Source organism: Acinetobacter halobius (genome assembly GCF_044130335.1).
Classification (GTDB): domain Bacteria; phylum Pseudomonadota; class Gammaproteobacteria; order Pseudomonadales; family Moraxellaceae; genus Acinetobacter.
The window spans coordinates 1-15,625 of sequence record NZ_JBIQOD010000010.1; the positions used below are offsets into that span (position 1 = coordinate 1).

Here is a 15,625-nt window from a genome sequence, read left to right on the forward strand (position 1 = left end):
ACTCAGAAGTGAAACCTCTTAGCGCTGATGGTAGTGTGGCGTTTGCCATGTGAGAGTAAGTCATCGCCAGCTCATTATTCAAAAGCCCCCTAACTTAATTGTTAGGGGGCTTTTTTTATTATGCGGTTAGCGAAATATAGAGGAAAGAAGAGAATGAGAGCGGAGAATATGCGCTAAATTATACAAAAATACATTTATATAAATTAAAATTATGTGAAATATCTACCATTTATCAAAGAATTTGAAGAAGTGCAAATCGTTTTACCGCATTTTTATACAACTTTAGTCTAGTTTTTCCAAAAAGTGCAGTTTTGATTGCTTTATTTATAGACAAAAAATGAATAATGATTCATTTTATATAAAAGTGAACAGTGATTCACTTTTTATAATAAAGCTCACAATTGGAGGTGAGGAAAAAATGACAGCGACAACAATGAATGTAAATGCTGTAATCGATCAGGCGAAGTTTAAACCCTTTCATCTAACGGTTGTTTTATGGTGTTTATTTGTCGTCTTATTTGACGGTTATGATTTAGCCATTAATGGCGTTGCCTTACCGCTCTTAATGAAAGAGTGGGGAATGACAGCAGTACAGGCTGGTATGCTGGCCAGTACCGCTTTAGCAGGTATGATGTTTGGCGCAATGCTATTTGGGATGTTGGCGGATAAAATTGGCCGAAAAAAAGTTATTATTATCTGTGTCACTTTGTTTAGCGGTTTCACGTTTGCAGGTGGTTTTGCATCAACACCTACTGAGTTTGGTATTTTACGTTTTATTGCTGGTCTTGGGATTGGCGGGGTGTTACCTAATTTGGTTGCGCTGACTTCGGAATATGCTCCACAAAAATTTCGCAGCACTTTGGTGACAGCCATGTTTAGTGGTTATGCCATGGGTGGCATTATGGCGGCATTGTTAGGTGCAGCATTCACCCCGACGTTTGGCTGGAAAATTATGTTCTTCATTGCAGGTATTCCATTACTTTTTATCCCAATTTTATGGAAATTCTTACCTGAATCAGTCACTTTTTTGGTGAAAGCTCAACAAACTGAAAAAGCACGTAATATTATTCAACGTTTGGTTCCTGACGAGACGGTGTCGCCAAATACTGTTTTAATCTTGAATGAAGCAAAAGTGCCAGATGCGTCTGTCGCTGCCTTGTTTAAGAATGGCCGTGCTAGAGGCACTATCTTATTTTGGTGCTGCTTTTTCATGTGCTTATTGATGGTGTATGCCTTAGGCAGTTGGTTACCAAAACTAATGATGGCTGCGGGTTATTCGATGGGGAGTAGTTTGATGTTTTTACTTTCTTTGAATATTGGTGCGGTGATTGGAACAGCAGGAGGGGGTATTCTTGCAGACCGTTTCCACTTGAAACCTGTCATTATCAGTATGTTGATTGTTGGCGCAGTCGCGCTTGTTGGTTTAGGTTTTAATTCACCCCAGCCTGTGATTTATCTATTGGTTGCTCTTGCAGGAGCTGCGTCGATAGGCTGTAGTATTTTATTATACAGTTATGTAGCGCAGTATTATCCGCTGGCTGTTCGTTCAACAGGTTTAGGTTGGGCATCTGGCATTGGGCGTGTTGGTGCGATTGTCGGACCAATTGTCATTGGGGTGCTGCTGGGAATGGAGCTACCGCATAAAATGAACTTTATTGCAGTTGCTATTCCAGCAATTATTGCTGCAATTGCCGTCTCTTTCATTCGTCTGAATAACGCTGAAGAAACTGTAACGTCTCAAGTGAAAGTTTCAAGTTCAGTCAAGGCACCATCTTGATGATATGAATGAAATAAAAGGCTCTCAAACAGAGGGCCTTTTATTTTTGAACAACAGCGTAATGGGAGTGATGTGCTCAATTTGCATGGCCAATGTTATGCTCATAGATGCTTAAAATAAGCAGGATAAGAAGAATGACTAAAGTGCATCAGCAACTCGACCCTCAACAAGCCAATAATCTATTCAAAATTTTGAACCAACGCTTTCAGACACATATGGAACGTCATGAGCATATCCACTGGGCAGATATCCATGAACAACTTTTAAGGCAGCCAGATAAGTTATGGTCATTACATCACATGGAGCTTAGTGGTGGTGAGCCAGATGTGGCTGTATTGCCGAATACTCAAGCATTGTATTTCTTTGACTGTGCACTTGAATCGCCAAAAGGGCGGCGGAGTATGTGCTATGACCAGGAGGCTTTACTCACGCGTAAAGATCATCCTCCTGAAAATACGGTGATGGATTGGGTTAAAGAACATGCTGTGATGCTTATGACTGAATCTCAGTATTATGCTTTACAGCAATTGTTCAGTTTTGATTTGAAAACATCCAGTTGGGTCGAAACACCAAATGAACTACGCCAACAGGGTGGAGCGATTTTCTGTGATCGACGTTATGGGCGGACATTTAGCTATCACAATGGTGCTGCCTCATACTATGCAAGCCGAGGCTTTCGAACCTATATTAAACTTTAATATATATAGGTAGATAAAAAGAAACCCCGACATCCTGTCGAGGTTTCTTTGTATTTCAGTGCTTAGATACAACTCCTGTCATATCTCACATCCTGATGCTCAAACTGATTATTGTTGTTTTTCGTTTGGGAAACGTCCTGTCTCCTGATGTTTTAAATATACGTGATGAGCGATGTGTGTCATAGCGGGTTTAACGACGATGCATGTAAGCCTAAACTGACAAAAATGATTTTTTCATAAAATAGGGATATTCTTCATGTAAATAAATAGGCTTTTGGAGCGGTTTAACTTGGGATCATAGAAGATCTACTGATGTTGGAGAGCTTCTATTTTAAGCAATTTTAATTTTATTCAGAATGAAATGGACTGCTCAATATCTGTTCGATACTAAAGAAATGAGGATATGAATAATGTAGGTGAGATAAAGGGGAGGACAATGGTTTATGGTTTTAACACATAGGTCACATGATCATGGGTTTATCTTCTTCTCTGAGAATATTTGAATAAAAACGTGAAAAATATATTTTTCAAATATGGCGTAATAGAGATAATTAGAATATATGAGATGTGCTCATTGCTACTTTGGCTTTTGTGATTCCTCTAAATAGTTTAGCTAATAAATAACGGAAACAAATCATTCTAAAAAGTTTGTTAATTCATAACCAAAACAGTACAATAAATAAGCTGATAAATTGAACGGTTGAATCAGTACATATTATAAAAATGGAATATTTGAAGCAGAAATTACAGAATATTTTTATAAAAGTGAGTATTGTTGAACCATATAAAAGGGAAGTTTAATCGACACACTTTAACCAAGGTCTTGTGAAAACTTCTCTGTTTGTCATTTAGAACCGGGTACCCAAAAGGTCGAAGCTAAATCAAACACTCAAGATTAATATTGTATGGCACTTTTTACTTGCGAGATAAGCAAATAAAAAGCAGTTAAAAAGTGTCTAGGTTTAGGTGTTTTATGTCAGGAACTCGTGAAAACTGGACATCACGATCTGGTTTTATTATTGCAGCTGTAGGTTCGGCTGTAGGCTTAGGTAATATTTGGCGTTTCCCTTATGTTGCTTATGAAAATGGCGGTGGTGCCTTTCTTATCCCCTATTTATTGGCGTTGATTACGGCAGGTTTACCCCTGTTATTTTTAGACTATGCAACAGGGCATCGCAGTACAGGTTCTCCCCCTAAAGCCTATCGGGCTTTGTTTAAAGGCGGTGAAACATTAGGTTGGTGGCAAGTCTGTGTGTGTATCATCATTGGTTTGTACTATGCCAGCGTACTGACGTGGGCGGGAAGCTATGTTTACTTCTCGATTGGTCAGGCTTGGGGCAGCGACCCTGAAAGTTTCTTCTTTAATACCTACTTACAAACGTCGAAAGCAACGGGTTTCGATTTACAGTTTGTGAGCCATTTATTTTGGCCAATCGTGGGAATTTGGGCACTGACCTTAATTATTTTGTTTGGTGGGGTGAAAAAAGGTGTGGAATTATCGAATAAGATTTTCATGCCTCTGTTATTTGTTTTATTCACCATTTTAGTGGTGCAATCGCTCCGTTTACCAGGTGCAGCAGAAGGCTTAAATGCATTCTTTACACCGAACTGGTCGGCGATGATGGACTATAAAGTGTGGTTGGCGGCTTATGGTCATACTTTCTTCTCGCTTTCCGTTGGCTTCGGGATCATGGTGACATATTCCTCTTACTTAAAGCCGAAAACTAACTTAACGGGTTCGGGTCTGATCGTTGGTTTTGCCAATGCTTCAACTGAAATCTTGGCGGGTATTGGTATTTTTGCAGCATTGGGCTTTATGGCACATGCGGCGGGTAAAGAAGTACAAGATGTCGTCAGTGGTGGTATTGGTCTGGCATTTATTGCGTTTCCAAAAATCATTTCAAGCTTGGGTGCAGGTGCTGATTTATTCGGTCTGTTGTTCTTCTCGTCATTGTTTGTCGCAGGTATTTCTTCCATGGTGAGTATCTTGGAAGTACCAATTGCTGCGATGCAGGACAAGCTAAAATGGAGCCGTAAAAAAGCAGTGACCATTATTGGTGGTGGTAGTGCACTGGTATCGGTGATCTTATTCTCAAGTGTGAATGCGATTAAATTGGTAGATATCGTGGATCACTTTATCAATAATATTGGGATTATCGGTGGTGCATTGTTGTCGATTATCAGTGTGGCTTGGTTTAAGCGCTCTGCTTTACGTGAGCTTCGTGATCACGTAAACCGTATTTCGACCATTCAATTGGGTAAAGGCTGGGATTTCACTTTAACAGTTATTACTTCGCTGATCTTATTAATCACGTTGAGCATGACTGTATTTAACTTGGTGAAAAATGGTTACGATACTTATAGCATGAGTCTACAAGGCGTCTTTGGGTGGGGCAGTGTGATTTTCTGTGCTGTTGTTGCAGTCATACTCAGTAAAATGAAAGATCGCTAGGAGAGCATATATGAATACTTCAGCAATCGTGATGATGATTATTTCAATGGTATTTTTATGGGGTGGGCTGATTTTGTCTATTCTACATTTAATGAAAAATCCAGAAGAGCTCGATGATGTTCTTGAAGATGTCAAGGATCAACATACGTTGTAAGCTTATTCGCTAGAAGGCTTAGTTTTGAATTAGATTGAGTCTTGTTCCACATCAACGCCCAATGAATTTCATTGGGCGTTGTTTTTTGCGCAAAGCGGATAGGGTAGCCATCAGGGTTTGCTTTTATCTGCCTTCTGCTTTGGAGGCTGTAAGTGGCTGAAGGGGGGATGTTGAGTTGGATATATCGGTCATTTATATCTGTAGTTCGACCAGCTTTGAATGATGGATAAATTGCGAAATGGCGCTGTACAAAATTTATCTCATAAATGTGTAAACACAATAACAACTATGATACAAAATAGTATAGAATTGTGACATAGTTTGTACTTTTGCTGGCTAATTCATATGAAAATTAACAAAAAGAAATTTTCTGCTCTGACGTTTATATTTTTTTTTTCATTAGAAGCACACGCATTTCCGCAGCCTGGAAGCTATATTTCTAACGTTGCGTCTGGGGACTATACTGATGAGATGGGGAATGTCTTATTGGTTAATTCCAATCCTGTGGCATTGGAAGTGCAAAAAACCTATGCACTAACTTTAGTACAAAATCAAAACCAATATGGTGTGATAGGTGGCGTGGTAAACCTTCCACATGTGTTAACCAATACGGGTAACACGACTGATCAATATTCACTTAGCTTGGTGCAAACTAATAGCGATAATTTTGATTTAAGTAATGTTAAGGTCTATGCAGACCGCGATCAAAATGGTTTACCAGACAATACCGAAGACTTATTGATAGGTTCAATTGAGCTCAATGCGGGTCAATCTTTAGCTATCGTAATAGTGGGCAGTATTCCGACCAGTGTGTCGTTTAATCAGCTCAGTAGTTTAGAACTTAAAGCGGTGAGCCAGCAAAATACGACGCTTTCTGCACAAGTCACAGATACGATTCGCGTAGTCGATGATGCTGTGATTTCACTGATGAAGGCCCAGAGTGTAAGCGAAGGAAATATAGGGGATCAGATTACCTATACCTTGACCTATCGAAATACAGGGACAGCAACACGTCGTGTGGTATTACAAGATGTATTGGATGATTCTTTAGAGTATGTCGCAGGTTCAGCAATCTGGAACCAAAATACCACGGCATTAACCGATGCTAATGATACAGAAGCATCGGCCAATACAGGGATTGCTTATCAGCTCAAAGCGGATGGAAAGAGTCTCGAAGCGAATATTGCAGCGGTTGCACCACTCACATCAGGCACACTCAGTTTTAAAGCCAAAGTCAAACAAGGTGCTGCCAATAAAATTCCAAACACAGCAGGTTTTGTGCAATATGACACGGATAACACCACTGTAAAACTAAGTAGTTTTTCCAATACCGTGATTTATAACTTGGCGGCTGTCTATGGTGTGGTTTTAAATAATAAATCTAGTTCAGCAACGAACTTAGGCAACCCGAATAGCAGTCCAGACAACTTGGTGATCCAAGCCAGTTTAAAACCCGGCCAAGAAGTTTTCTTTAACAACTATGTTTGGAACGTTGGTAATACGACAGATACTTATAATTTAAGCTATAGCTCAAGTAATTTGCCTAGCTGTGCCAAAGTTAATTTTTACACACAGGATGGAAAAACCTTACTCACAGATACCAATGGCGACGGTAAAGTGGATACGGGTTCAATTTCCAATGCAGCAGTGAAACAAATTCAGCTTGGGGTGTCTGCTTCTACGGGTTGTACCAGCAGTGTCAGTGATATCAATATTGATGTGGTTGCGACATCCATTGCTTCGAGTTCCGCCTCTGACCCAATTCGAAACCAAATTACAAGCTTAACAGCAGCATCCAGCAGTAGTGACTTATACAACGCCGATCAGTCGGGATTAGGTGTGGGTGTTGTGGATAATGCAGGCCAACCTTTGCGGACCGTTAAAGTGGTTTCCGGGAAAGCCGTTTTTCCTTTGGTGGCAAAGAATAATTCAACTCAAGCCAATAACTATAATGTGTATGCTTCATTTAGCGTGATTGATGTAGCCAATATCATGCCGACCAGTAAAACGGGTTTTAGCGTCAAATTTTATGAGGGAGATGCCAGCTGTCAAACGGTGGGTAAGCAGATTACCAATACAGGTACTTTAGCTGCGGGTGCGAGCAAGAGCTATTGTGCGGTGGTTGATGTTGATGCAAGCCAACAGAATTTTACAGCACCAATTTGGTTTGCGATTCAATCACCTGTCAATCAACAAGCGGACTCCATTAAGAACCAAATTGAAAGTAATGTGGCACGCTTACTCACGTTAACCAATGATCAGCAAGGTCAGGTAAGTGTGGGCGGCACAATTGTCTATGCGCATACTTTAAAGAATTTGGGCAATATGGCAGAAGGTGCAAACGCTGGTTCTCAAGTGAATTTGAAAGTGGTTCCACTGAAAAATGATGGCTTTGTTTATACCCTTTATTATGATGCGAATAAAAATGGTCAAATTGATAGTGCAGACCAAATTATAAGCGCAACAACCAGTTTAAATCAGCTTTTGGGCAGTGCGGGTTTAGTGGCTCAGGCTGATATTCAGTTATTACTCAAAGTTCAAGCAGCGCCTTCTGCAACGGAAGGGGTCGTGAGTCAGGCTGATATTTTAGTCGAGATTTCTGACTTTAATGGCATTCATTTAGAGAACTTAAAAAATACTGACGTAACCACGGTTGCAACAGGGCATCTGCAACTACTGAAAACACAAGCTGTGAATAGTAGCTGTACAACCAGTAATTTAGCATCTTTAAGTTATTCCACTCAGTTGGTTTCGGTTAAGCCGAACCAGTGTGTAGTGTATAAGCTAACGCTGAAAAATGATGGTAGTTCCGTGGTGAAAAATGTGCAATTTAATGATGTTGTCCCAGCCTATACCAGCCTAGTAGGCACGCCAGTCATTGTTCCGACTGGAACAAATTTATCTTCAGGTGACAAAGTTTCCGCTTTGGTGAGTAGTTTAGATCCAAATCAAGAAGCCAATTTCTACTTTGTTATTCGTGTTAACCCTTAAGCGTAGGTTCGGAAAATGTTTGCAGAAAAGAAAATGATTCGAAATTTGCGTATGGCGATGTTGGGCTTATTGGGGGCAACTGCGTCGACGTGGGTTTTAGCTGATGCTTTGGTTATCAGTAACATGGCGGTGGGTGAATACAAAGAAGAAGGCTCTACCGTAGTTCAAGTGGCACGTTCCAACTTGGTTCAAACGACGGTGATTCCAGTTTATAACCTCAGTTTAAAGGATAACCGCACGGAATATGTACGTCCGGGTCAGGCGGTTTATTATCACCATATTTTAACCAATACAGGCAATGAACGCGATCTTTATAATTTATTGGGAAGTCAAGTTACAGGTGGCAGTTTTACCCATAACAATATTGAAATTTATTTGGATGCAGATCGCAATGGTGTCCCAGATAATACGACACCAATTACCCAATATAGCTTAAATGCTGGCGAAGCGGTTGCCCTGATTATTAAAGCAATCATCCCTTCAACAGCAGCCGTAAATAGCACCAGTCAGATTCAACTCGTAGCGACGTCTACACAACAGCCGAGCCTGAGTCAAAATAATATTGATACATCTCGTATCACCGATCAGGCGGTTTTAAGCTTAACCAAGAGTTTTGATAAAACAAGCGTCGTAAATGGTGATATTGCAACGGTTCGTTTAACTTATTTTAATAACGGCAATAACAGTGGTGTAGTCAATATCAGCGACCTGTTGGATACGACGCAATTGACCTATGTCACGGGTAATGAAAACTGGAATGGACAAGCACTGAATTCTGCGACAGGGACAAATGATCCGACAGGCATCAATTATTATCTTGATACGGATGGTAAAACGATTCGCGCACAGATCACCAATGTACCTGCCAATGCGCAAGGTTATATTGAGTTCCGTGTTCGCGTGGCGCGTACAGCGCCGGGTGAAATTCCAAACTTGGCCAATATGGACTATGACCATGACGGTCTTTCCACAACAGTAAATTTAAGCACACAGTCGAACACCGCCGTATTAACCATTAAGCCGATTTATGGGGTGGTGATCAATGCTGATGCAAATAGTGTTAGTGGCGCAGATACACTAACTAAATCAGCGGTGAGTAGTGGTGGAACAGTTGTCTTTGAAAACTATGTCTGGAATACAGGAACGGTGGCTGATCGGTTTAATTTAAGTTTTAACAGCCATAATTTACCCGCAGGCAGTGTGTTGGAACTCTATCGTGCAGATGGTGTTACGCCACTATTTGATAGTAACAATGACGGCATTGTTGATACGGGGTCACTCGATGCGGGCGCGAAGCTTCCGATTATTGTAAAGCTTACATTCCCCGCGGATTTTGTGGATACAGCCAACACGACCTATAGCATTGTACCTAAAGCACAATCAATTGCGGACAGTAGTAAAACAGATACAGTACAAGATCAGACATCGTTGATTCAAAGTACAGCTTCTCGTCTGGTGGACTTGATGAATAGTCCAGAAACCAGCGCAAATGGTACAGGAAATGGCAATGTGTCGAATGGAGGTTCGCCGTGGAAAACCTTAGCTGCGGCAAACAATCAAACGGTGGTGTTTCCACTCACGGTACGCCATACAGGTCAAGCGACCACATATAACTTTAGCGCTGATGCGGACAATAATTTTGCAACTGTGGCACTGCCAAGCGATGTCAGCTCGGTACGCTATTTTGCTACATCGACTACAGACTGTTCGGTACTTGGGGCAGAAATTGCTTCAACGCGTTTGCTCAACAACGGCGAGTCACAGTTGTATTGTGCCGTGGTTGAAATTCGGGCAGATGCCAAAACGACAACACAACCGATTCCAATTTATTTTAAAGTGGCTTCTTCTAGTTTGCCGACCTCAGCGCCAAGTAATGGTTATGACGTGATTCAAAACACCATTACGATTAACTCAAATGCGAGTCAAGGGGGTGTGAGTTTAGAACCTGATTTGCGAGGGCAAATTGCACCGGGGGGCAGTATTGTTTATACCCACACCTTAAAACCGTGGGGAACGTCTGTGCTATCTACAACAGATACTTTAAGCATAGTGAATGATCGAACTGGTTTTACAACAACACTTTATTATGATGCCAATAATGATGGGCAGTTAGACGCGTCTGACCCGATTATTCAAAACTTATCTATTGTGAATGCTTCTATTCTTAGCAGCAAAGCACAGATTCGTATTTTTAATAAAGTTGAGAATACCGCATATAACACGGTCGGAGTGGTAAATACCTCTGTGATTAGCCTAAAAAATAGTGCAGGTACGTTATTAGACACAGCAACAGATATTACCACCATCACCAGTGCGCCTGTGCGTCTAACTAAATTACAAGCCAAGGATAATAATTGTGATGGTGTAGCGGATACGGCGTATACCTCAAATGTGTTACCGATCACGCGTAATTCAGATGGTTCTGGGCAATGTGTTTTGTACCAATTGACAGTGAAAAACTTGGGGGCTTCGGCCATTGGGCGATTTAATTTTTATGATTACACCCCTGAAGCGATGGTGATGAGTAAAGCACCAACTTGTACAAGTTGTGAGTCTGGTTCGCTCAGCGCGCCTACACTTGGACAGTCGGGTGCAATTAAGGGTTCAGTTGCGGCAATAAAAAGCAATGAAAGTCATAGCTTAGAGTTTGGGGTGAAATATGTGGGGAATTAATAAACAAGCAAGGAATTGCAGTGCTACGCATTCACAGATGCTCAAACTCATGCACACACTTCGTACTTTGTCATTATTCATTACGAGTTTACTTTTTGTCACGCTTGTAAATGCTGCAACGCCTACACTTGAGATTATGTCGAATTCCTATACAGGAACACCTTATGTGGGAGCGACAGTATCAGCACAAAGAAATACCTATGTATTTAATGCAAATAACCCGAATGATAATACTGGTTCCTTAAATTATTTTCCAAAAATCAATGTTGATTACACATTAACGAATCAACTCTACGATTCAAATAACAACCCTGCACTTTCCTTTGGTGCAACTAATCTTACAGTTTTCCCAAAATTAGTTGATCAAGGAAGCCCAAGTAATTCCCACTTTTCTTCAACCCGAACACTGCCGGGACAAGGTATTGATGTAAATTCAAACTATGGTTTACGGATGACAGCAGATACAAGTAAGTTTTTGGGTAGTCCAGCCAATACGGCTAATGTAAATGGAGGATTGGGATATCAAGTAGGAGAAGTTACTTTAACGTGGGATAGACCCGTTAGGAATCCAGTGATTAATATATCAGGCTTAGGCGCTGTCCGTACACTAACGAGTACTGGTGAAATTTTGTTAGGGATATCTGCTCAGTTCAAATTAACTACTACTGCAAATATTAGCAGTGTATATGCGTTATCTGGTGTAAATTTCTCTGTAACCAATAATGGTGAGATAAGAAATACATCTTCTGTATTGGGAGCGAGTGCGTCAAATGGTGGGGCTAGCGGTAGTATCCAAGTTTTAACATCTGCACCTATTACAGTTCTAAAATTTAATGTTTATTTTAAAACAGACCGAACTACTGGAGTAATTACGGAAAGCTCAACAACAGGTACTGCATTGCAGGATGCTTTTGTGTTTAGCAGTTCTAGTGTTGACTCGATGGTTGGGGATTTAGTTGTTTCTAAAACCAATGGTAAAACTCAAGTCTATTCAGGTGACTCAACGATCTATACCGTTCGTGTGACCAACACTGGGCCTGATACGTATACAGGAACCTTGCTGAAAGATGTAGTCGGGACAGGCTTAACCGCCACAGCTGTGGCCTGTAGTACAGTTGCCAATAATAAATGTACCACTGCCCCAGCTCTCAGTGGTTTGGGCTCGATTGATACTGGAGCTTTAGCTGCTGGTGAATTCTATGAAATTTTAGTTACTGCACGTGTGGATGCGGCCGCAGGCAGTACAGTTACTAATACAGCGACAGTTGAACTGCCAACACTTGGTTCATCCACTGGTGTTAGTTGTACGACCTTAAATGCAAACGGTATTACCCGTTCATTTAACTCCACCACAGGTGCATGTACAACAGCAGACCAAGATACCGTCCTTGCCTCTGCCGACTTAGAAGTTTCAAAAACATCAGAAAAAGCCACTTACAATACGGGCGATGTTGTTAAATATACGATTAAAGCTTGGAATAATGGTGCATTGGCAGTTACCGATGCGATATTAACAGATACTGTTCCTGCAAATATTGCGGGTTTAAGTTGGACATGTACCAAGTATGGCACGGCTGTTTGCCCAACAACTGCAAATATGGTCACTTCAGAAAGTAGCAATAGTTTAACTGCGACTGGGTTGAACCTGCCCGCAAATGGGAAAGATGTCAATTATTTAGAGTTCACCATAACAGGATTGGCTTATAAAGCTGGGGCTGTAGCCAATACGGCATCTATTTCAACCACTGTTTTTGACCGAAACTCTGCTAACAACAGTGCAACTGCGAACATGACCATTACGCAGAATACGCCCATTACAACTGGAAACTCGCAAAATCAGTGTCTATCTAGTCAGGCTGTCAATCTTGTCTCGAATACCGCATTTACCAGCTACGATGCTGATAACACGTTGACCGCTAAGAGTTATGATCTGAAAACGGCGGGGACTAATCCAAGCATACTTCCCAATACGGTGATGTATGGCACAGGAGCAAATGGTGCTTTACAAGTAAAAGGTCGACTCAGTTGGTCTTATGGTAGCCCGCGTAGTAATACGACAGGTGTAACTATGCGAGTGCTGGTTGATGGCGTTATTTATGCAGTGTTGGTTACCCCAGGTAAAAGTTCAAACACTACGGCAACTTTTAATGCCTTAAATGGAGCACAAGTTGCACAAGCAGAATATGCTTTGACGTCTTACCAAACCGATCCTGGATCAATTAATTTTACCATTACATTGCCGACGACAGTGACAAGTGTAAAAGTCGTGAGCACAGAGTTTCAGAGCTATGCCAGTTCTGGTGTTGCAGGGGATGATATTGGTATTGGTTTAAATGAAGTCAATGCCTGTTTAAAGCCAACGTTTGCGATAAACAAAGTATCTGAAAATGGCACAGATAGCTTCAACTTTGGCTCTTTTACAAATTTGACCAATAGCAATGCTGAAACTATTACCAGTGGTGAGGTGGTGACAACAGTGGTTGGAACGGCACAATCGGTACGCTTAAAGAAAAGTACATCTCCTGTCGAGCAAGGTTCTTTATTGGCTTATGCGACACCGAATACCGCAATTAGTTTTGCTGAATCTGCCTCAACGCTATATTCGCTCAAGACGGTAGAGTGTACGGATACGAATACAGCTGTTTCGGGCAATAGTACAGGTAATTTGGGTAGTTTAAGTGGGTTGACTCAAACGATTCCAGCAGCGAATGTGAAATTTGCGTCCAAGTTTGTTTGTCGTGTAACCAACAGCAAAAATGCTGGCTATGTATTCTCTGGACGAGTGTTTAATGACAATAGCGGAACGACCTCAGATACATCTAAGGCTTATAACGCTGTTGTAGATACAGGTGAAGTGGGCATAGCGGGTAGTGTGGTTGAGTTGCAAGACTGCAGTACCAAAACGGTTCTAGCCTCGACTACAACGAATGCAAATGGCGATTTTAAAATCCAAACATTACAAGATGTCTTTTCTGGACGTAGTAATGTTTGTCTTGTACAACGTAATGTGACAGGTTTTGACTCGGTAAGTTCTGCAAAAGCAAGCACGGTCACAGCGACCGCTGATAGCAGCAATGATCAGTTCACTATTCCTAAAGCGAACAATGTCACCAGTTATGACGGCTTCTTATTTGGGGATGCCGAGTTGCAGTTAGTTCTCACCCAAAATGGACAAAAAACCATTGTGGCGGGAGATGTGGTGGATTATCCACACGAGTTAACTGCTAAGAGTGTGATGAATGTTCAAACGCTAACGGAAACTAAAGAACAACAGCCCGCTAATAATCAGCCTTGGCAGAGTTTGGTTTATGTGGATAGCAACTGTAATGGGCAGTTAGATCAAGGCGAGAGTTTGCTTGCGAGCCGAACGATGAAAGCTAATGAAAAAGTCTGTTTGATTCAGCGTGTGATTTCTCCGACAACAGCTCAAGGAGGAGATCGTTTCATTGCTAGCTTTAAAGTGAACGCAAAAGCCTCTTATACTGCAGCAACGCTGAAGGAAACGAATAGTGTCAATGATATTACGACGATTGGAACGGCTGGCTTAAACATCAGTAAACTGGTTCGTAAAACGACAGCATGCCCAGCACCGAGTAATGAGACAACGCCATTTACAGTATCGAACCAAGCAACAAAAGGGGATTATTTAGAATACCAAATCACCTATACCAATAATTCAAATAAAAATTTAGTTGATATTGTTTTAAAGGATAGTGTTCCAATTGGTACGGTCTATGGAACGATGTCTTGTACGGCATCTGGGTGTCAAACTCAGGAAAGTTCAGGGCAGTTAAAATGGACGATTCCAGGTGTGTTAGCACCGAAGCAAAAAGGACAAGTTGGTTTCTGTGTCAGGATTCCAAATTAGTTCATCTGAGCAGTGAAAAGCCCCTTTTCTGAGTAAGATAAAGGGGCTTTTTTTTATCCATCCGTCTTGATATTTTTTCAGTGGTATTTGTGCGTATTTGTTTGAAAAATATATTAAATGGAAGATTTGATGTGAGTGATTTTAAGACAGGTATTGCTCCTATTTTATGCAATAGAGTGGCACATAAAAAGCACAAATTCAGGCTAGAGTTACACATTTTGTATTTTTTTATATATGTAAGTTTTTGTATCACACAGCAATGTTGCCTTGTGTAAACTCACCAAAAAAATAAATATTAATAAATAACAATAAGATAAATATTATTGTGTGACTGTATATATCCATTTATATTTTATTAAGGAGAACCAGTTAACATTTTTTTTTAATAATGTATGGTTGTTTGTGTGTTTTTTGTTTAATATTGCATTGAGATTTGTTGCATTAATTTAAAAGAAAGTGATTAGTGTCACAAAAAATTCGCATTGGTTTGCAATGGATAAAATCATGTTAAACAAAAATTCTATGCTGAAAAAAATGACAATTGCTCTGATGTTTGTTGGAGTTGCAGCCAATGCGATGGCTGTAGCTGCAGCAACCAATAATGAGCCAGTCTCTATTCAGCTTAAAGCTTTCAAAAAAGTTGTCGATAACAAAGGGAATGCACAGTTTAAAGCTGCAGACTCGATTAAGCCGCAGGATGTCATTGAATATCGTGCGACTTATACCAACAACACCACAGGGAATATCAAAAGCTTAAAAGCAACATTGCCTATCCCTGCGGATACTCAATATTTGGGTTCAAGTTTACCTTCAGGTGCACTAGCAAGCACAGATGGGGTCAACTTTGCCGCAATGCCATTAAAGAAAAAAGTAGACGGCAAATTAGTCAATGTCCCATTGAAAGAATACCGCGCTCTACAGTGGCAAATTGCTGAACTACCTGCAAAGAAAGCCGTAACGGTCAGCGCACAAGCCAAAGTAAATACTTCAAACGATTAATTTCTAAATTTCA

General features: G+C 40.8%; 8 protein-coding genes. All 8 read left to right on the top strand.

The window, feature by feature from the left end; translation table 11 throughout:
• Positions 1-418: 418 nt before the first annotated feature.
• The 8 genes from ACE01U_RS10075 (at position 419) to ACE01U_RS10110 (ending at position 15,612) form a co-directional block, all read left to right on the top strand.
• Positions 419-1,777: an MFS transporter gene (locus ACE01U_RS10075; protein ID WP_086210382.1), complete on the top strand. Its 1,359-nt coding sequence runs from the start codon at positions 419-421 to the stop codon at positions 1,775-1,777.
• A gap of 134 nt (positions 1,778-1,911) precedes the next feature.
• Entirely contained in the window at positions 1,912-2,475 is a 564-nt protein-coding gene (locus tag ACE01U_RS10080) for a DUF4256 domain-containing protein (RefSeq protein WP_395579377.1), read from the top strand.
• Between the two features lie 973 nt (positions 2,476-3,448).
• Entirely contained in the window at positions 3,449-4,927 is a 1,479-nt protein-coding gene (locus ACE01U_RS10085) for a sodium-dependent transporter (RefSeq protein ID WP_086210380.1), read from the top strand.
• A 10-nt stretch (positions 4,928-4,937) separates the two neighbouring features.
• Positions 4,938-5,081: a methionine/alanine import family NSS transporter small subunit gene (locus tag ACE01U_RS10090; RefSeq protein WP_086210379.1), complete on the top strand. Its 144-nt coding sequence runs from the start codon at positions 4,938-4,940 to the stop codon at positions 5,079-5,081.
• Positions 5,082-5,567: 486 nt separating this feature from the next.
• Positions 5,568-8,072, top strand: coding sequence for an isopeptide-forming domain-containing fimbrial protein (locus tag ACE01U_RS10095; RefSeq protein ID WP_395579378.1), 2,505 nt, complete (start codon positions 5,568-5,570; stop codon positions 8,070-8,072).
• Between the two features lie 15 nt (positions 8,073-8,087).
• The gene (locus tag ACE01U_RS10100; RefSeq protein WP_395579379.1) at positions 8,088-10,745 is read left to right on the top strand and encodes a hypothetical protein; all 2,658 of its coding nucleotides are present in this window, start codon (positions 8,088-8,090) and stop codon (positions 10,743-10,745) included.
• A 49-nt stretch (positions 10,746-10,794) separates the two neighbouring features.
• Positions 10,795-14,613: a prealbumin-like fold domain-containing protein gene (locus ACE01U_RS10105; RefSeq protein ID WP_395579380.1), complete on the top strand. Its 3,819-nt coding sequence runs from the start codon at positions 10,795-10,797 to the stop codon at positions 14,611-14,613.
• Between the two features lie 504 nt (positions 14,614-15,117).
• Positions 15,118-15,612 (top strand): hypothetical protein, encoded by a 495-nt coding sequence (locus tag ACE01U_RS10110; protein ID WP_086210375.1) that lies wholly within the window; start codon positions 15,118-15,120, stop codon positions 15,610-15,612.
• Positions 15,613-15,625 lie beyond the last annotated feature (13 nt).